Consider the following 18,596-nt stretch of genomic DNA (forward strand, 5'->3'; position numbering starts at 1 on the left):
CCGGCGCTCACACTCTCGAAAGGAAGAGATCGTGGCAGTCCTTGCCATCGACCAGGGCACGTCCGGGACCAAGGCGGTCGTCGTCTCCGACGACGGCGACGTCCTCGCCATCGCCGAGAACACCGTGCGTCCCGCATATCTCGCGGCAGGTGGCGTCGAGCAGGATCCGATGGACCTGCTGCACTCCGTCCTGGACGCCGGCCGGAAGGCGGTCACCCGGGCGGGAGTGCCGGTATCGGCCGTCTCCCTCGCCAATCAGGGCGAGACCGTCCTGGTGTGGGATCCGGAGACCGGACGACCGCTGAGCCCGGCAGTGGTCTGGCAGGACCGCCGGTCGGAGACGCTGTGCCGCGACAAGGCGGCCGCCCGGAGTTGGGTCGAACAGCGGACCGGATTGATTCTGGACCCGTACTTCTCGGCGCCCAAGATGCAGTGGCTGCGCCGCAACGTCTCCCGCGAGGGCGTGGTCACCACCACCGACACCTGGATCGTGCATCACCTGACCGGCGAATTCGTCACCGACACCGCCACCGCGAGCCGCTCGCTGCTGACCGGTCTCGACACCGAAGCGTGGGATCGGGAACTGCTGGAGCTGTTCGAACTCGCCGAGGAGCGGTTGCCCGAGATCGTCGGCAACGACGCCCTGGTGGGCAAGACCGATGCCTTCGGCGGGAGCGCCGCCGTGGGCGGGCTGATCGTCGACCAGCAGGCGGCACTGCTGGCGGAGCAGTGCCTCGATCCCGGAACCGCCAAGTGCACCTTCGGCACCGGAGTGTTCCTGCTCGCCAACACCGGCCTGCGCCCGGTGCGCTCGGCCTCCCAGCTCGCGTCCTGCGTGGCGTGGAACGTGCGGGGGCAGAACTCCTACTGCGTGGACGGGCAGGCGTACACCGCCGCGTCGGCGATCCGGTGGATACAGGACCTCGGGCTGATCGCGTCGGCGCGGGATCTCGACAGCACCGCCGCCGAGGATTCCGGAGGCACCTACTTCGTCCCGGCGCTGGCGGGACTGGCCGCACCGTGGTGGCGACCGGACGCGACCGCCTCGTTCACCGGAATGACCCTGTCCACCGATCGGGCGCAGTTGGTGGCCGCGGTATTGGAAGGCCTGGCGGCGCAGACCGCCGAGTTGGTGTCGGCCGTGGAGGTCGATCTGGGCGGTCCGCTCACCCGGCTGCGCGTCGACGGTGGGCTCACCCAGTCTCGGCGGTTGATGCAGGCGACCGCGGACCTGACCCAGATCCCCATCGACGTCTATCCCTCCTCGCATGCGACCGCTCTCGGCGCGGCCGCGTGCGCGCGCCTGGCAATGAATCCCGGCCTGTCCCTTGCCGACGCGGTCACCGACTGGACTCCCGCCACCACCTACGAACCTCGCTGGTCACCCGACCGCGCAGCAGAATTCCGACACCACTGGACGTCGGCGGCACACGCGACGCTTCCCCAGGAGAAACGATGACTGACTCACCCACCCCCACCGACTACGACTTCGTCGTCCTCGGTGCCGGCATCGTCGGCTCGGCGATCGCCCGCGAACTGGCCGGATACAACCTCACCATCGCGCTCGTCGAGGCCCGTGACGACGTCGGTGACGGCACCAGCAAGGCGAACACCGCGATCCTGCACACCGGATTCGACGCGAAACCCGGCACCCTCGAATCACGGATGGTCAGCCGCGGCTACACCCTGCTGTCGGCATACGCCGAGCAGACCGGAATTCCCGTCGAACACACCGGCGCGATCCTCGTCGCCTGGAACGACGAGGAGTACGACGCTCTGCCGAGTCTGCGGGACAAGGCCGCCGCCAACGGCTACACCGAGTGCGAAATCGTGGACGCCGACACCGTGTACGGGATGGTGCCCGATCTCGGCGAGGGCGTCCTCGGCGGTCTGACCGTGCCGGACGAGTCCATCATCTGCACCTGGACGACCAACCTCGCGCTGGCCACCGACGCGGTCGCCCGCGGGGTGACGCTGCGGACCAACACTCGCGCCGATTCGGTCACGGTCGAGGCAGACCGCACCACCCTGCACACCTCGGCCGGCGACATCACCGCCCGCTGGGTGATCAACGCGGCCGGGCTCGGGGCTGACTTCCTCGATCAGGCCTTCGGCTACGACCGCTTCCACATCACCCCGCGCCGCGGCGAACTGCTCGTCTACGACAAGCTGGCCCGCCCCCTGGTCGACAAGATCGTGCTGCCCGTTCCCACCTCCCGGGGAAAGGGTGTGCTCGTCTCGCCGACCATCTACGGCAACGTGATGCTCGGCCCGACCGCAGAGGACCTCACCGACCGGTCGGCGACGGGCACCTCGGCGAACGGGTTCGAATTCCTGCTCGGCAAGGGCGCCAAGCTCCTGCCCCGACTGCTCGACGAAGAGGTCACCGCCACCTATGCCGGGCTCCGGGCCGCCGCCGACTACGGCGACTACCTCATCGAGGTCGACACCGATCAGCGGTACGTCCTGGTCGGCGGCATCCGGTCGACCGGTCTGACGTCCGGAATGGCCGTCGCCGAGTTCGTCGGTGAACTTCTCACCAAGGCCGATGCTCTCGGCGAACCCCGCGCCGAGCTGCCGGACCCGCCGGCGATGCCGAACATCGGCGAGGCGTTCACCCGCCCGTACCAGGACGGTGCGCGCATCGCCGCGGACGCCGAATACGGCAAGGTCGTCTGCTTCTGCGAGCGGGTCACGGCCGGTGAGATCCGCGATGCCTACGCCTCCCTCATTCCGCCGGCCGGGCTCGAGGGTCTGCGCCGGCGCACCCGCGCCATGAACGGCCGTTGCCAGGGCTTCTTCTGCGGGGCAGAGGTGGGTGCCCTGGCCGAGGGCTACCGATGCGCCGGGCGCTCCGCCGCCACGACACCGAAGGAAAACCGATGAGCGTCCCTACCTCAGCACGCACCGTGGTCACGACCGACATCGCGATCGTCGGTGGCGGCCCGGCGGGCCTGTCCGCCGCCATCCGGCTCGGCAAGGCTCACGGTCGCCGGGCCCTCGTCCTCGACCGGGAGGGCCGTGCCGGCGGAATCCCCAGGCACTGCGACCATCCCGGGTACGGCATCCGCGACCTCCACACCTTCATCGGAGGTCCGGCATACGCCGAGCGCCTGGTCCGGTCGGCGACGGACGCCGGGGCAGACATCCGGACCAATGCGACGGTCACCGCCGTTCACCCCGACGGCGCACTCGATGTCACCAGCCCGGCCGGACTGCTGCGAGTGGAGGCGAAGGCACTCGTCCTCGCGACCGGCGCCCGTGAGCGGGCCCGCCCGGCCCGCCTGATTCCGGGCGATCGACCCGCCGGCGTCTACACCACCGGGCAGTTGCAGAATCTCGTGCACCTGCACCACGGTCGCGTCGGCAAACGTGCCGTGATCGTCGGCGGCGAGCTCGTGAGCTGGTCCGCGGCAATGACACTGCGCCACGCCGGCTGCGACACCGTGCTGATGACCACGCAATACCCCTCACCGGAGTCGTACGCCGCCTTCAACATCCCCGGCAAGGCACTGTTCCGGTTCGCGATAGCCACCCGCACCCGCGTCGTCGGCATCATCGGCCGCAAGAACGTCGAAGCGATCGAGATCGAACACCTCGACACCGGCGTCCGGACGAAGATCGACTGCGACACCGTCATCTTCACCGGCGATTGGATCCCCGACCACGAACTGGCCCGCAGCGCAGGCATCGAACTGGATCCCGGCACCAAGGGGCCGCTGGTCGATACCGCCCTGCGCACCAGTGCTCGCGGCGTTTTCGCCGCCGGCAACGTCCTGCACCCGGTCGACACCGCCGACATCGCCGCACTCGACGGCACCTTCGTCGCCGATCAGGTGGCCGGCTACCTCGACTCGCATTCGCCCGCTCCCACCGGGGAGGCCCTGCGCATTCTCGCCGACAAACCGTTCCGGTGGGTATCTCCCGGCCTGCTGCGCCCGGGCGACCCGGCTCCGCCGCGGCAGCGCCTGCTGTTGTGGACGGACACGCTCGTCCGGTTCCCCAAGGTCACTGTCTCCCAAGGCGGTCGCGTCGTGGCCGCCCGGACACTGCCCTGGGCGGCCTCCCCCGGCCGCGTGTTCCGGGTGCCGTGGTCGATCATGCGCGACGTCGACCCGTCCCGAGGACCGGTGACGGTCGGCCTGGCGAACGCAACCCGGACCGCGCCCGCGCTCAACGGAGTCGGGCAGTACATCCCCGCCCGCTGCTCCTGACCCAGGATCGCTTTCTGCCCGCCCTGCCGAACCAGTCATCCTCCCGCGGTGCCTGATTCGGCAGGGCGGGTTTTCGCACGTCCGGGGAGCCCGGCAACCCTCCCCCTCACCCCGGAAGTAGGGGGAACGAGCACGTGCGAAGTGGCTTTACTCGACGTTGACATTGCGTGTGACCCGGACAACAATCGAGAACGTCGCTTGTCGACAATAGACCGCACTATAACTTGTGCGGGTGCCCACGAATCGATCGGAAGCATCCATGACAGAACACCAGGGCCATCTGCACGGCTCGGAGATGCGTCGAGCCATCACCGCGGCGGCCATCGGAAACTTCATCACCTGGTTCGACTTCGCGGCGTACGGGTTCCTCGCCGTACTCCTGGGGCAGATCTTCTTCCCCTCCGAAAACCCGGCCACCAGTCTGTTGGCGACCTTCGCCGCATTCGGGGTCGCCTTCCTGATGAATCCGATCGGCGGATTCGTCTTCGGCCGCCTCGGCGACAAGGTGGGCCGCAAGAAGATCCTGGCCACCGTCATCATTCTGATGTCGATGTCCACGTTCGCGGTCGGCCTGCTGCCCGGCTACGCCTCCATCGGCATCGCCGCGCCCGTCCTGCTGGTGGCGCTGCGCATCCTGCAGGGCTTCGCCGCCGGCGGCGAACCCGGCGGTGCCGCCACGTTCCTGGTCGAGTCCGCCGCACGTGGACGACGGGCACGCACGGTGAGCTTCTGGCACTGCTCGAGCTATCTCGCCAACGCCGCCGCCTCGATCCTCGTCCTGAGCTTGAACGCGGCCCTGAGCGACGACGCGATGTTCGCCTGGGGCTGGCGGATACCGTTCCTGATCGCCGGTCCGCTCGGACTGGTGGGCCTCTACATCCGGCTCAGGCTCAGCGACACAGCGGAATTCGAGCGCTTGCAGGCTTCCGGCGAGGTGAGCGAGTCTCCCATCAAGGATGCCCTCGCCACCAGCAGGCGCCAGATCATGCAAGTCGTCGGCTGCATCGCCTTCCAGGCCGCCGCTTTCTATTTCATCTTCGTGTACATGGAGACCTACCTGCAGGCGGAGGTCGGATTCTCGTTCGGTATGGCGTCCGCTTCGACGGTCACCTGCCTGGTGTCGGCCGCGGTGTCGATCTTCGTCTTCGCCCGCTTCTCGGACCACCGCGGCCGCAAGCCGGTCATCATCCTCGGTGCGGTGTCGAGCACACTGATCGTCTTTCCCGCCTTCGTAGCGTTCTCCACCGGCAACACCGCCGCCATCATGGACGCCCACGCCGCCATGGGCGTGTGCCTCGCCATGTTCATGTCGGCCTCCGGCGCCGCGATGGTGGAGATCTTCCCCTCGAGGGTGCGCTACGCCGGCTTCTCCATCGGCTTCAACATCTCCGTCGCGCTCTTCGGTGGCACCGCACCGTACGTGGCGACCTGGCTGATCTCCGCCACCGGAAGCCCGATGTCCCCCTCGGTGATCCTGATCGTCACCGGGGTCACCGCGATCGTCGCCGCCGCCACCCTCCACGAAACCGCCGGACGCAAGACCGACGCCGTCATCGCCGCCCGGCCGGCGAAGTACGACCCGGTCCGGATCGGCGAATGAAAACCCCGTACCCGAACCCTTGACAAGCATCGCGCACCACAGTTAAATTTCTATCGTTCACTTGTCGACAATCGTCAATCTATGACGATCGAGCAGACGAGCGGGATCCAAGCCATCGACTCGGAGAATCCACGGCCCCCGAGTAGCCGACCAACCACGACGCAAGGACACGAACATGACCAAGACGCTGGGTGGCATCCTCGCTGCCGTATCCACTCCCTTCGCCGCCGACGGCTCCGTCGACGAAGGCGCACTGCGCAACCACGTCGACTTTCTGATCGACAACGGTCTGCACGGTCTCGTTCCCGGTGGCAGCACCGGAGAGTTCGCGGCACTGTCCCTCGACGAGCGCAAGCTCGTCAACAAGGTCGTCATCGACCAGGCCGCAGGCCGGGTGCCCGTTGCCCCGCAGACCGGCTCGACGCGCACCGCGGACGCGATCGAACTGTCCAAGCACGCCGCCGACGCCGGAGCAGACGCAGTCCTGCTGGTCCAGCCGTTCTACGAGGCGCCCACCCGCCACGAGGTGATCGAGTACTTCGCCACCGTCGGCGAGGCCGCGAACATCCCGGTCATCGCGTACAACCTGCCCGGTGTCACCGGAATGAACCTCGACCGCCCGTTCTACCGCGAGCTGCTCGAGCGGACCGACTCGGTGAAGTACATCAAGGACACCTCCGGCTCGATCGAGCAGGCCTTCGACCTCATCTTCAACCTCGGTGACGCCATCGACACGTTCGTCGGCTGGGACACCATCGTGCTGCCCGCCTTCTCCGCCGGTGCCGCCGGATCCATCTGGGGTGCACCGAACTTCGCGCCGAAGGAGACCGTGGCGATCTATGAACTGGCCAAGGCCGGCAAGTACACCGAGGCCCTCGAGATCTTCAAGCGCCTGTGGAACGTCCTCGACTTCCTGGGCAAGGAAGGTTACGCCGTGGCCACCAAGGCCGCCGCACAGGCCGTGGGTGTCGACCTCGGTGTGCCGCGCGCACCCTACGGCGAACTGCCCGCGGAGAAGAAGGAAGAGCTCACCAAGCTGATCGCCGAGACCGGCCTGAACTACAGCAAGTAGACCGGCCCCTCACCAACTGTCGGCGATGTCGCCCACCGCGGCCGGCATCGCCGACCCGAATCGCACGCGTTTCGAAAGGAGCGACCCTTCCCATGACACGCGCGCAGAGGCCGGTGGCGAACGTCTCCGTCACCGATCCCGTCTCGTACCTGATGCCCTGCATCGCCGACGCCCGCGCCCGAGAGATCCTCGCGCGGCGGTGGCGGTGCAGGATCAGGCTGACCGCCACCCCGACACCGCTGCATCGGCTGCCGAACTTCTCCGAACTCCTGGGCCGTGAGGTCTGGATCAAGCGGGACGATCTGACCGGTTTCGCGGCCGGCGGCAACAAGTCCCGGAAGCTGGAGCTGATTATCGCCGATGCGATGAACGCCCGCGCGACCAGTCTGGTCACCGTTGGGGCGCAGCAGTCCAACCATGCCCGCACCGTGGCGGCGGCCGCGACCGCGGCGGGCATCGACGCCCACCTGATCCTGGGTGGCCGTGCCCCGCACCGGCCCAGCGGCAACCTGCTCCTCGACGACTTGTTCGGCGCCGAAACCCATTTCGTCGACGGCCTAGACTGGACTTCGATGAGTCAGCACGCCCGGCAGTTGTGTGCCCGGCTGCGGGATCAGGGCAACCGCACCAAGCGCCCGTACCTCGTTCCCGCCGGCGGCAGCACCGGCTCGGGAGTACTGGCCTACGCCGCTGCCTTCCTCGAGATCCACCACCAACTCGATCTCGTCGACCGCACCGAAGCCACCATCGTGCACGCCTCCTCGACCGGCGGCACCCAGGCCGGGCTCGAACTCGGTGCCGCACTGCTCGGCGTCCCGGCGAACATCGTCGGCGTCGACGTCGCGCAGATCCACGCCGACCTCGGCGGACGGGTCCGGGACCTGGTGGCCGCCACCGCGGAGCTCGGATTCGACCCGCCCGCAGTGACCCCGACCGTGTTCGACGAATACCTCGGTCCGGGATACGCACTCGCCTCGGACCGGTCGCAGGCGGCGATGACCGTACTGGCCCGCCACGAGGGCATCGTGACCGACCCGGTGTACACGGCGAAGGCCGTCGCCGCACTGTCCGACCCCCGCCTGACCGGGCCCATCGTGTTCCTGCACACCGGCGGTGTGCCCGCGATGTTCGCCGACGACGCCGCGGCGACATACCCGGCTGTGCAACGCTCGAAGGGAAGGCCGCTCGCCGCGGCACAGAACAATTACTGACACTGCTTCGATGAACGCCATCGAAGCGCACCGGATCGGAGGAAGTCGTGCGGTGGAGCCGAGTCGTCAACGTGGTCAAGTGTCACGTGGGTGGAGAAATCAACAACGTCGTGACCGGCGGGATCGGTGACGTTCCCGGCGCCACCGTGTTCGAGAAGATGAAGCACTTCCGGGACAACCAGGACGACCTGCGGCAACTGCTGTTGCACGAACCCCGCGGCGCGGTGACCCACTGCGTCAACTACATCGTCCCGGCCACCGATCCGCAGGCCCAGCTCGGCTACGTCATCGCCGAGTCGACCGAGTATCCGGCCATGTCGGGCAGCAACACGATGTGTGTGGCGACGGCACTGCTCGAGACCGGGATGATCCCCATGGTCGAACCCGTCACCGACATCGTCCTCGAGGCACCCGCCGGGCTCATCCGCATCCGGTGCACCTGCGAGAACGGCAAGGTCACCGGCGTCGAGTTCGAAAACCAGCCCGCCTTCGCCTATGCGGTCGAGGTACCGCTCGAACTCGACGGATACGGCACCCTCACCGTCGACGTCGCCTGGGGCGGCATGGCGTACGTACTCGCCGACGCCGAGGCCCTCGGCCTGAAGTTGGTTCCCGACGAGGCCCGCGACCTGTGCGAACTCGGGCAGAAGCTGAAAACCGCAGCAGCGGAGCAAATTCCGGCTCAGCACCCCACCAACCCCGAGTTCGCCGGCATCACCCAGACCGAATTCGTCGGTCCGCTGTCCCGCCACGAGGGCGTCCTGACCGCCCGCAACGCGGTCGTGGTCTCGCCGGGACGCCTGGATCGCTCGCCCTGCGGCACCGGCACGTCCGCACGTCTTGCGGTCCTGAAGGCGAAAGGGCTGATCGAGGTGGGTGAGACCTTCGTCCACGAATCCGTGATCGGCAGCCGATTCACCAGCCGCATCGACCGGCTCACCAGCGTCGGCGACTATGAGGCAGTCGTACCCCGCGTCACCGGGCAGGCGTACATCACCGAACTCAGCCAGGTCGGCCTCGACCCCGCCGACCCCTTCCCCACCGGTTACACGCTGTCCGACAACTGGCCGACCGGACACTGACCATGTGAGTGGGAAAGTGTGCCGGGGCACGCTTTCCCACTCACATGGGGATTTGACGTCCCGGCCGGCACGCGCTCTCCGGAGATGATGACCGATGCCCGCGACCACGGGCGGTCGTCAGCGAGGAACGGATTCTCCTGAGCCATCCAGTCCTCGATGAAGTCCACTGGGTCGATCCGGCGATCGACACATCGTCGTTGGGCTAATGCCGGATCCGTGTGGACCCAGATCGCGGCGTCGAGCCAATGCGCGACTTCACGGTGCGTCGCGCCCACCCCTTCGACCAGGACGATCGCAGCCGTACTCGGAATATCGATGGCGCCGGGCCGCCCTCGCTCCGACCAGGCTGGGGGGCGGAACGACACTGGGGGTCCGCCGGTCCGGAGTGGACGCAGAATCTCCTCCGCGAGGATCTTGTGCCAGCTGAAGAATGAGTGGTGCCAGGCGATATCGTCGGTGTGCACGATCGCGATGCTGCTGTCCGCGGCGGCCAGTCGTGCCGCGATGGTGGACTTACCTGAGCCACTGCGGCCATCAATTCCTACGATGGTTAGGCCATCTGCGTTGCGGTGTTCACGCAATCGATCGAGAAGATCCTCGACCGTCACCTCGACCCATTCAACAGGCTTTGGTTCGTCGTCACATATGGCCATCGTGTCGTTCTCCGATCGTTGCCCCAAACCTCGCCGCCGCACCTACTTTTCAAGAAACTCCCCACACGACGCGCGGTCTCGAGCCACCGGAGTAGGCGCAGCCGCATGCGCATCGTCCGCGACCAGTGCCTTCCGAGGCGTGAGAACCATCGTGAACAATCCCAGCAGCGCCACGCCCAGAACGAAAGATGCTGGTGCCAGGGCGTGCCCGGTCCCTTCAGCCAACGCGACGGAGACGAATGGAGCGGTCCCTCCTGCGATCATGACGCCGATGTTGTAGCCGACCGCGACTCCGGTGTAGCGGTGACGGGCGGCGAACAGGCGGGGGGCCATGGTGAAGACTGCCACCTGAAGAAACGAGGTGTTGACCATGATGAGGAAGAATCCGAGCGCCGCCCACCCGAGACCGTCGTCGAGCAGCATCATTGCCGGGTACGTGAGAATCAGATAGCCGACGAGTCCGATGCATCCAACGGTGCGTGTTCCGATGCGGTCGGCGAGTATTCCGGTCAGCGGCATGAGCAGGCCGGTGAGTGCAATGACGCCGACAGCGATCCAGTACACGGGAACGGCATCATACCCATCAGTTTTCGTGAGATGGATACTGAGGTAAGTGAATCCGAAGTACGACGTGCCGTTCACTGCGATCGACAAACCCGCCAGCCGGAGCAACGAGCGCCGCTCGTCCCGGAGCACTGCCCGCAGCGGCGACTCGTCGACGGCTCCATCGGTCACCGAGGCGAGACTGTCCTGAAGTGTGCGCCGGATCCACAGGCACAGCAGGGTCAGGGGAAATGAAAGGAGGAAGGGGATCCGCCAACCCCAGGACTGCATCTGCTCGTCGGTTGTCAGCACTGTCATCATCGCGGCCATGGCAGCGGCCGAGGCGAACCCGATATTGCCTCCGAGTCCGATGACCGACCCGTAGCGGGCGCGTCGAGACGGTGGCGCAACTTCCGATACGAATGTTGCGGCGCCGCCGTTTTCCCCACCGGCTGAGAAGCCCTGGATCATGCGAACCAGAACCAACAGGACTGGTGCGAGGAACCCAGCCTGGCCGTAGGTAGGCAAGAGCCCCATGGCTGTACTCGCCAACCCCATGCACAACAAAGTCGCAACCAGCGCGGTCTTGCGACCATAACGGTCACCAACATGACCGAACACCACTGAACCGAGAGGCCGCATGAAATAGGCCGTACCGAATACAGCCAAGGCGGCCAGGAGTGAAAATACTGGGTCGTCAAACGGAAAGAACAGCGGCGACATCACGACAGCGAGATAGCCGTAGATGCTGAAGTCGTAGAACTCGAGAACGGTACCTCCGCCTGCACCGAGAGCTACCTTGCGAATACTCCTACCTGATGGGCTGACGGCCACAGGCGCGGGGCTGCCAACAGCCCCCGCGCTGAGCTTGTCAGAATTTTGAACCATCATCAGAGACCTCCGGTAGTCGAATATCGACAATCAGCGTTTGAGTATGGGAATGTGCTCATCGCACGTCGATCAGCTTCGCTGCCGCTTCCTGCCGACTGGTGACGTTCAGTTTCTTGAGGATGTTGGCGACGTGGAATCGAACAGTGTTCTCGCTGATGCCCAGCTTCTCGGCGATGGATCTGTTCCGCTCCCCTCGGGCGACAATGTTGAGAACATCGCATTCCCGTTCGTTCAGAATGGCCAGTGGGTGCTCGCGCGGAAGATGTGCGCGGCTGAGCGTCTGTTGTCCGATGATGTGCGTCATCACGACTTCTGTGCCCCACCGGGGTGTGCAGCGAACATCGGTTCGGTCAGGCCGGGGTAGACCGCCGAGATCGATTTCGTTTCGTAGCCAATGCTCGTCGAGCTCGCCGGGACCATCGTCCCGAACCGTGACGATCAGCTGGGTTGTACCGACATACCACGTGATGTGGAACCGCTTGACCCGCGGTTGAGTACAGAGCAGGTAGATCGCCTGAGTGACGAAGCGGCCCGCCGTTCCCGCAGCTCGCCGGTCGACTGTGCTCACCGATTTTGCATCCAGTAGGTAGTCGATGCGCACCTGCTGGCTGAGTTGCAAGGGCTTCAGTTCGGCGCGCAGGGACTCGATTGCGACTGCGGACAGTTCCCGCCGCGACTTCCTTTGGGAATTTCTCTGTGGAGTCGGAGATTCGGCGAGGAGTCGCACAGCGGATGTCAGCGCGAGGTCGCGGGCCTCGTGGTCGGGAAGTTCGTGGTCCCTGAGCACGCGAATCAACTGCAGTAGTGCGTCGGTGCGTGCCGTGTCGGATCCGGCACCGGCTTGTGTGGCGGATCGCTCTCTCATGGAGACGTCCACGCCATCGAGGTCGCTACCGGGATCGAAAGAGGCCAGAGGTACTGGCTCGTGGTGCATCATCTGGGTGCCCTCAGGGCGTGGCGACAGTGCTCATCGCGCGCCTTCGGAAGTTCGGAGGTCAGGTGTTGAGACCTATTGATTGTTTTGGATGGAAGGGAGCCGGGCCCCAGGGTGCTGCTGATGACCCGGCTCTGTGAAGGCCCTACGGATTGCCGCCGGTCTAGCTGGCTGTTGCATTCTCCGTGATGTGCTGACGAGCTAGCCGAATTCGGTCCGCCACCTCTTTCGCGTCACCTTCCGGAGCAGTCGACTTCAGTTCGGGTTTCGTGATGAGCATGTAAGTCAAGCCCAACGCGGAAACGATGATGAAGCCGATCAGCGCGGTCCATCGGTCGAAGAACGGAAGAGCGGCGTCACCGGAGGGCTTGGCGAGCATGATGCAGGCCAGGATCCCGTAGGCGAGTGCGGCAATGTTGATGACCATCCCAAAGCGGCCGAGGTTCCAGATGCCTGCCGGGCGCCACCCTCGGATCCGTGCACGCAGCGCGGCCAGGACCACCATCTGGAAGGCGACGTACCCCGCCAGTACCTGGAATGCCGCGATGCGGAGCAGTCCGTCGGGCGAGAAGTAGTTGAACAGTGTCAGCAGGACCGGGACGACGTTGATCGCCAGAAGTGCGTTCACCGGCAGGTGGTGCCGGGCGACTGAGACCTTCTTGAAGATGCGGCTACCGGGGAACATGTCGTCGCGAGCAAACGAGAAGACGAGGCGACTGGCGGCTGCCTGCTGGCTCATCACCCCGGCGAGGAAGGAAGTCAGCGCGACCACGAGGAAGATTTTGGTTCCCACTGTGCCGATCGAGTCCTGCATGATCGTTGGGATCGGGTTGCTGTCGTCCCCGGAGATGATCGCCGGGAGGTTGGGCGCCGCCAGAACGAAGCCGCCGTAGGCAAGCAGTGCCGCGGCCCCACCGATCCCAACGGTCATCTGCATTGCGCGGGGGATGCTACGCGCGGGGTTGGGGGTTTCTTCTGCGACTTCACCACACGCTTCGAAGCCATAGAAGAGGAGGAGCCCAACGAGAGATGCGGCCAGGAACGCTTTGATGTAACTGTCGGTGCCGCCGGCGCCCAAGCTGTCGAAGAAGACGGAGAATTCCTGCTTACGTTCGAACACCAGCAGGTAGAGCCCGACCACGATGATGCCGATCAGCTCGCCTGCCAGTCCGATCTTCGCGATCAGCGCCAGGGTGCGTGTACCGGTCAGGTTGAACAGGAGGCAGATACCGAGCATGGCGAGCGTGATCCACAGCTTTTCGGTGGGTGTGGCCGTGACACTGGGCTCGTCTGCGGTGCCCTTGAAGAGGCTGACCACGAAGTCCGACCCGAACAGGGCGGTGGTTGCGATGGCGATCATGATGCACCAGATGTACTGCCACGACATCTGCCACGCGTACCTCCCGCCCCACAGGCGCCGAGCCCATTGGTAGATACCCCCGGCGAGAGGGAACTGCGAGACGATCTCACCGAAGACCAAGGCGACGAGGAACTGCCCCATCCCGACGAGGATGATCCAGAAGATCGCCGGCGGACCGGCGATGGCGAGGCCCACGCCGAACATCGCGACCACACCGACCATCGGCGAGAGGTACACGAATCCGAGAGCGAAGTTACCCCACAGGCTGATCTTCCGCTCGAAGGTTTGGTCGTATCCGAGAGACTTCAGATACGCCTCGTCAGCGTCGATGGTCTTCGCCTCTGACGGCGAAATGTCAGGACTAGTCATTGATGTGCTCCAGCTAGTTGTCGCCTGGAAGGATCATGGCGAATGGATTTCTTGCGTGAGGGTGATCCGATCAGGGCAGAAGATAATCGTTTCACCTTGTGACCTAAGCCTCAACCATTCCGGGCACCAAGGCTAGACACAATCCGGGCGAAGCTCCACGGACTTATGCACATTGTGTGCAACTCGGAGCAGTCGAGGACTCCCAACTCAGCCGATCGGGGGCTTCGCCGTGGTCTCGCGCTCGACGAGCTCGGTGTCGAGGGTGACTCGTCGGCGGGTTCCGGTTCCGTCGATCTGTTCCAGAAGCATGGAAGCGGCCCTGCGCCCCTTCTCCACCAGAGGCTGGCGGATGGTGGTCATACGCCACATTTCGGCGATCGGCGCATCGTCGAATCCGATGACGGAGATTTCTTCCGGCACCTTGATCTGTTGCCGGCGGAGTACCTCGAGCGCAGCTGCCGCATGAACGTCAGATGCGACGATCCCGGTGACCTGAGCGCGAGCAAGGATCCGCTCGGCGGCCAGCATTCCACTGCTCCGGTCGATGCCCCCGGCCCCTTCGATGGTCAGGTCATCGGCTGCGACCCCGTACTCACGGCACGCGTCGAAGTACCCCAGCAGTCGTTCTTGGACCACTCGCTCCGTGGCACCCTTGACGCGCTCCGGGAGGATCGGTCCCGGACCTCCCCCGTAGTGAAGCCGGTCCGCGATCACCGCGATCCTGCGGTGGCCGAGCTCGAGGAGGTGGGACATCTGGGCGCAACCGGCCTTGCGGTCGTTGATACCCACGTATGGCAACTTGCTCGACTTCGGAGAGTCGATGGCCACGGCTGGAATGCCCCGCTCGATCAGGACGTCGATCATCGGATGTGTTATCGGGACGTTGTGAATGACGACCCCGTCGACCAACCCGCGCACTGCCGGCGACTTGTGCTCGGTGATCAATTGGTCGCCGCCGGCGAGCGGCAGCAGCGTCAAGGCCACGTCTGCGAGTTCGCCGATCTCGACGATGCCTTTCATCAACAGCGTGGACGACGGGTCGTCGAGTGCGTGGACGAGTGAGTCGGTGACCATGACGCCGACGGCTCCCACGCGTCCGGACCGCAGACTACTGCCCATGATGTGCGGGCCCGTGTAACCGATCTGGCTGGCAATCTCATAGATGTGCGCTCGCCGTTGCGGGGACACTTTCGGAGAGTTGCTGTACGCGTACGACACTGCGGCCAGCGAAACTCCTGCCGCGGCTGCAACATCCTTCATCGTGACCACAGCTGCAGTCCCCTATCTCGCTTCCATGCCGATGGTCGACAACGATGTTTCTTGGTAGCCGAGCGCGTTCGGTCGCCGAACGTACCTCCCGGCCTGAGTTCATCGTATTGCCGATTGTTACATATGGACGGCTGTCCAATTAGTGGCCGCCGACCCACCGGGGTCGCCGCGAGGGTCGGGAACCGGCGATTGAGCGTCCACTCGTCCACCACACCGGTAGATCGATCAGCTCTTCGCCAGCCTCGTCGCTGCTGCGACGACCGATTCGCGTGCCGAAGCGAGACTGCGCTGCGCGTCTGCGACGAAGCCGTTCAGCTCCGGGATGGTCTCGGCAAGGGTCAGTTCGGCAGTGATCACCTCGACCTCCATCTTGAAGGCTTCCTCGAGGAGGAGCACCAGGGGAGGGACCGTGTGATCGGCATCCGGATTGGCGGTGCCGGGTCCGTACTGGTCGCCGCGACTGGAAACGATGACGGCAGGTTTGCCCGCCAACGGCTGAGACTCGTCACCGAAGGGAGTGGTCGTGCCCAGAACGTACACGTAGTCCATCCACGCTTTCAACGTGGACGGCAGGGACCAGTTGTACATCGGCGCTCCGATCACCACCACATCAGCACTGACGAGTTCGTCGATCAGCTCGTGCTGCAGCGCCTCGATGCGAGCGTCGACCTTCGGCTGCGCCGGACGAAGACGAGGCGCCCAGTGGAGTGCCGGGTGCGGCAGGTGCGGCGGCGGCTGCCGATGCAGGTCTCGCCGGACGACAGAGTTCGCCGCATCCGCCGTCGCCCAGGTTTCGGCGAACAGCTGAGTCAGCTGCCTGGACACCGACGTGTCCAGGTCGGCCGAAGAGTCGACCAGAAGTAGTTTCGACATCGTCACTCCTAATAGGGGCGGTTGCTCTGCCCAGCGGGTGGTCGGCGGATGGCAACCCCAGCAGCACGCCGATGGATCGCCTTCCGAAGATTTTTCGCTACATTTGTAGATTGCGCTAGCTCGCCGCCACGTCCTAGTGATACGCTTCACCTGGCGTTAGTGAAGCGTATCACCACTGGTGAACCTGTCAATCTTGTTCCCGATCCGACGGACACCCCGTTGACGAATCACCTTTCGGCGATACGATTCACTATCGAATAGCGTTCCGCCAGTATGCCTTTCGAGGTAACCGGGGACAGAAGGTCGTCGAAGCGGACTTCGATTACCCACGGGCATCTCACGCCCGCCACCACAACTCGCAACAAAACGAATGAGAGAAGACCATGGGTCAGCTTGATGGAAAAGTCGTCTTCATCACCGGTGTCGCTCGGGGCCAGGGACGATCGCACGCCCTCACACTGGCACGCGAAAATGCCAACATCATCGGCCTGGATCTGTGCCGCAAACTCGGCTCCACCGCCTACCCGGGCGCAACGGATGAGGATCTGCAGGAAACTGTCCGCCTGATCAAGGAGACCGGACAGGAAATCGTCGTCACCCAGGCAGACGTGCGAGACTTCGACCAGGTCAAGGCCGCCTTCGACGCCGGCATCGAGCGGTTCGGCCGTGTCGACATCGTCCTTCCCAACGCCGGAATCTGTTCAGGCGGTCTGACCTGGGAACTCGGCGAGGACGAATGGCGAGAGATGATCGACATCAATCTCACGGGCGTTTGGCACGCCATCAAGGCTGCGGTGCCCAAGATGATCGAGCAGGGCGAAGGCGGCTCGGTCGTCTTCACCGGGTCGACCGAGGCCCTGAAGGGCGCCGCCAACATCTCGTCGTACTCCGCTTCCAAGCACGGCGTGACCGGGTTGATGACCTCGCTGGCACGCGAACTCGGTGAGTACAACATCCGGGTGAACTCGGTGAACCCGACCTGCGTCGACACGAACATGATCAACAACGACTTCGTTTACGGTCTCTTCCGGCCGGACCTCGAGAAGCCCACCCGTGCAGATGTGGAGGGCGCATTCACCGGCACGCACATTCTGCCCGTGCCGTGGATCGAGCCCAAGGATGTCAGCGAGGCGATCCTGTACCTCGTTTCGGACGCCGGCCGGTACATCACCGCTACCGCCCTGCCGATCGACGCTGGATTCATCGTCAAGTCCTGAGAGCCGACCTTTCTCGGGTGAATCACCGGATGCCCGGCCGCGGAGCAAGCAATTACACGCGGCCGGGCGCTTCCGATCACCGCTGGAGCCAAAAGTGGACCGACCGTATTACGCCGCACATGTCCCCGAGACTCACCGGCCGTATGCCGCGGCCGTAGACCGATACCAATACCTCGACTACCGGCGTGTGGGAAATACCGGGCTCTTGCTTCCGGCAATCTCCCTGGGGCTGTGGTACAACTTCGGCGACAACCGGACATTCGACAGCCAGCGCGAGGTGCTCCGGCACGCATTCGACCGCGGGATCACTCACTTCGATCTGGCCAACAATTACGGCCCCCCGTACGGATCTGCCGAAGAGACTCTCGGACGGATGATGCGGACAGACTTCAAGCACTACCGCGACGAGCTCATCGTCTCCACCAAGGCCGGCTGGGATATGTGGCCCGGGCCCCACGGCAATGGCGGGTCTCGCAAGTACATGCTTGCCAGCCTCGACGCGTCGCTGGACCGGATGAGCGTCGACTACGTCGACATCTTCTACTCCCACCGTGCCGACCCTGACACCCCTGTCGAGGAGACCGTCGGCGCGCTCGACACGGCGGTCAGGCAAGGCAAAGCCCTCTATGTCGGAATTTCGTCCTACTCGGCCGCCCGGACGGAGAAGGCGATCGACGTCGCCCGAGAACTCGGCACGCCACTGATAGTGCACCAACCCGCGTACTCGCTGCTCAACCGCTGGGTCGAACGCGGCCTCCTGACAGTCTTGCGCAACAACGGGCTCGGCTCAATCGGATTCAGCGTGCTGGCACAGGGTCTGCTGTCGGACCGCTACGTCGACAACACTCGACCGGACCGCGCCGTCAACCGTCCCACCCTGCGGTCCGAGATGCTCAGCGACGACATGCTGCGAAGAATTCGGGCGCTCTCCGGGATTGCCCGTGAGCGAGACCAGACGCTTGCACAGATGGCCCTGTCGTGGGCACTGCGCCCGGGTGGTGTCACCTCTGCGCTCGTCGGTGTTTCGACCGTCGAGCAGATCGACGAGAACATCGCGGCCGCAGCGCACACCACCTTCACCGCTGACGAGCTGACCGCCATCGACGAGTACGCCGTCGACAGTGCTGAGCTCAATATGTGGTCGGTCTCGTCGACGCTGTAGCGATTCGACAGGGCCAACTGGTCGGCAGACATCGATTGTCCGCCGGGAACATCTCGACTCGAGCACTTCTGTCCCAGAACATATTACGACAACTGCGTTCAGCGGAGCGTGGCGCGGCTTGCGTGCCGTTGACGCTTTCCCTGCTA

The 18,596-nt window shown here is 64.9% G+C and carries 15 protein-coding genes; 9 read left to right on the plus strand and 6 right to left on the minus strand.

What is annotated here, in order from left to right:
- Positions 1-31 precede the first annotated feature (31 nt).
- The 7 genes from MLGJGCBP_RS22250 (at position 32) to MLGJGCBP_RS22280 (ending at position 9,179) form a co-directional block, all read left to right on the plus strand.
- Positions 32-1,459, plus strand: coding sequence for an FGGY family carbohydrate kinase (locus MLGJGCBP_RS22250; RefSeq protein WP_160098036.1), 1,428 nt, complete (start codon positions 32-34; stop codon positions 1,457-1,459).
- Positions 1,456-2,886: an NAD(P)/FAD-dependent oxidoreductase gene (locus tag MLGJGCBP_RS22255; protein ID WP_160098037.1), complete on the plus strand. Its 1,431-nt coding sequence runs from the start codon at positions 1,456-1,458 to the stop codon at positions 2,884-2,886. The genes MLGJGCBP_RS22250 and MLGJGCBP_RS22255 overlap by 4 nt, the downstream gene beginning before the upstream one ends.
- Complete coding sequence (locus MLGJGCBP_RS22260; RefSeq protein WP_160098038.1) at positions 2,883-4,214, plus strand: NAD(P)/FAD-dependent oxidoreductase; 1,332 nt, start codon at positions 2,883-2,885, stop codon at positions 4,212-4,214. Before MLGJGCBP_RS22255 ends, MLGJGCBP_RS22260 begins: the two co-directional genes overlap by 4 nt.
- A gap of 259 nt (positions 4,215-4,473) precedes the next feature.
- Positions 4,474-5,814: an MFS transporter gene (locus MLGJGCBP_RS22265; RefSeq protein ID WP_160098039.1), complete on the plus strand. Its 1,341-nt coding sequence runs from the start codon at positions 4,474-4,476 to the stop codon at positions 5,812-5,814.
- A gap of 175 nt (positions 5,815-5,989) precedes the next feature.
- The gene (locus tag MLGJGCBP_RS22270; protein WP_160098040.1) at positions 5,990-6,886 is read left to right on the plus strand and encodes a dihydrodipicolinate synthase family protein; all 897 of its coding nucleotides are present in this window, start codon (positions 5,990-5,992) and stop codon (positions 6,884-6,886) included.
- 92 nt (positions 6,887-6,978) lie between these two features.
- Positions 6,979-8,097 carry a 1-aminocyclopropane-1-carboxylate deaminase/D-cysteine desulfhydrase gene (locus tag MLGJGCBP_RS22275; RefSeq protein WP_160098041.1) on the plus strand — a complete coding sequence of 373 codons (1,119 nt, stop codon included), beginning with the start codon at positions 6,979-6,981 and terminating at the stop codon, positions 8,095-8,097.
- A 47-nt stretch (positions 8,098-8,144) separates the two neighbouring features.
- Positions 8,145-9,179 (plus strand): proline racemase family protein, encoded by a 1,035-nt coding sequence (locus tag MLGJGCBP_RS22280; protein ID WP_160098042.1) that lies wholly within the window; start codon positions 8,145-8,147, stop codon positions 9,177-9,179.
- Here the strand turns inward: MLGJGCBP_RS22280 and MLGJGCBP_RS22285 are convergent.
- The 6 genes from MLGJGCBP_RS22285 to MLGJGCBP_RS22310 all read right to left on the minus strand — a co-directional run bounded on the left by MLGJGCBP_RS22285 (position 9,143) and on the right by MLGJGCBP_RS22310 (position 16,071).
- A complete protein-coding gene (locus MLGJGCBP_RS22285; protein ID WP_201453159.1) occupies positions 9,143-9,832 on the minus strand; it encodes a uridine kinase family protein in 690 nt (229 codons plus the stop codon). The two genes, MLGJGCBP_RS22280 and MLGJGCBP_RS22285, sit on opposite strands and share 37 nt — an antisense overlap.
- 42 nt (positions 9,833-9,874) lie before the next feature.
- Positions 9,875-11,266, minus strand: coding sequence for an MFS transporter (locus MLGJGCBP_RS22290; protein ID WP_160098043.1), 1,392 nt, complete (start codon positions 11,264-11,266; stop codon positions 9,875-9,877).
- A 55-nt stretch (positions 11,267-11,321) separates the two neighbouring features.
- Positions 11,322-12,131, minus strand: a complete 810-nt coding sequence (locus MLGJGCBP_RS22295; protein ID WP_160098044.1) for a helix-turn-helix domain-containing protein — start codon at positions 12,129-12,131, stop codon at positions 11,322-11,324.
- Between the two features lie 232 nt (positions 12,132-12,363).
- Complete coding sequence (locus MLGJGCBP_RS22300) at positions 12,364-13,929, minus strand: APC family permease (RefSeq protein WP_160098045.1); 1,566 nt, start codon at positions 13,927-13,929, stop codon at positions 12,364-12,366.
- A 207-nt stretch (positions 13,930-14,136) separates the two neighbouring features.
- The gene (locus MLGJGCBP_RS22305; protein WP_236581258.1) at positions 14,137-15,189 is read right to left on the minus strand and encodes a substrate-binding domain-containing protein; all 1,053 of its coding nucleotides are present in this window, start codon (positions 15,187-15,189) and stop codon (positions 14,137-14,139) included.
- Positions 15,190-15,423: 234 nt separating this feature from the next.
- A complete protein-coding gene (locus tag MLGJGCBP_RS22310) occupies positions 15,424-16,071 on the minus strand; it encodes an FMN-dependent NADH-azoreductase (RefSeq protein WP_160098048.1) in 648 nt (215 codons plus the stop codon).
- A 383-nt stretch (positions 16,072-16,454) separates the two neighbouring features.
- On the opposite strand from MLGJGCBP_RS22310, the gene MLGJGCBP_RS22315 reads away from it, so the two are divergent.
- Both MLGJGCBP_RS22315 and MLGJGCBP_RS22320 read left to right on the plus strand, forming a co-directional pair.
- On the plus strand, positions 16,455-17,288 hold the full coding sequence (locus MLGJGCBP_RS22315) for a mycofactocin-coupled SDR family oxidoreductase (protein ID WP_160098050.1): 834 nt from the start codon (positions 16,455-16,457) through the stop codon (positions 17,286-17,288).
- 94 nt (positions 17,289-17,382) lie between these two features.
- The gene (locus MLGJGCBP_RS22320) at positions 17,383-18,450 is read left to right on the plus strand and encodes an aldo/keto reductase (protein WP_328799581.1); all 1,068 of its coding nucleotides are present in this window, start codon (positions 17,383-17,385) and stop codon (positions 18,448-18,450) included.
- Positions 18,451-18,596 lie beyond the last annotated feature (146 nt).

It is taken from the genome of Rhodococcus sp. T7 (assembly GCF_009872365.1).
In the GTDB taxonomy this organism is placed as follows: Bacteria; Actinomycetota; Actinomycetes; order Mycobacteriales; family Mycobacteriaceae; genus Rhodococcus_F.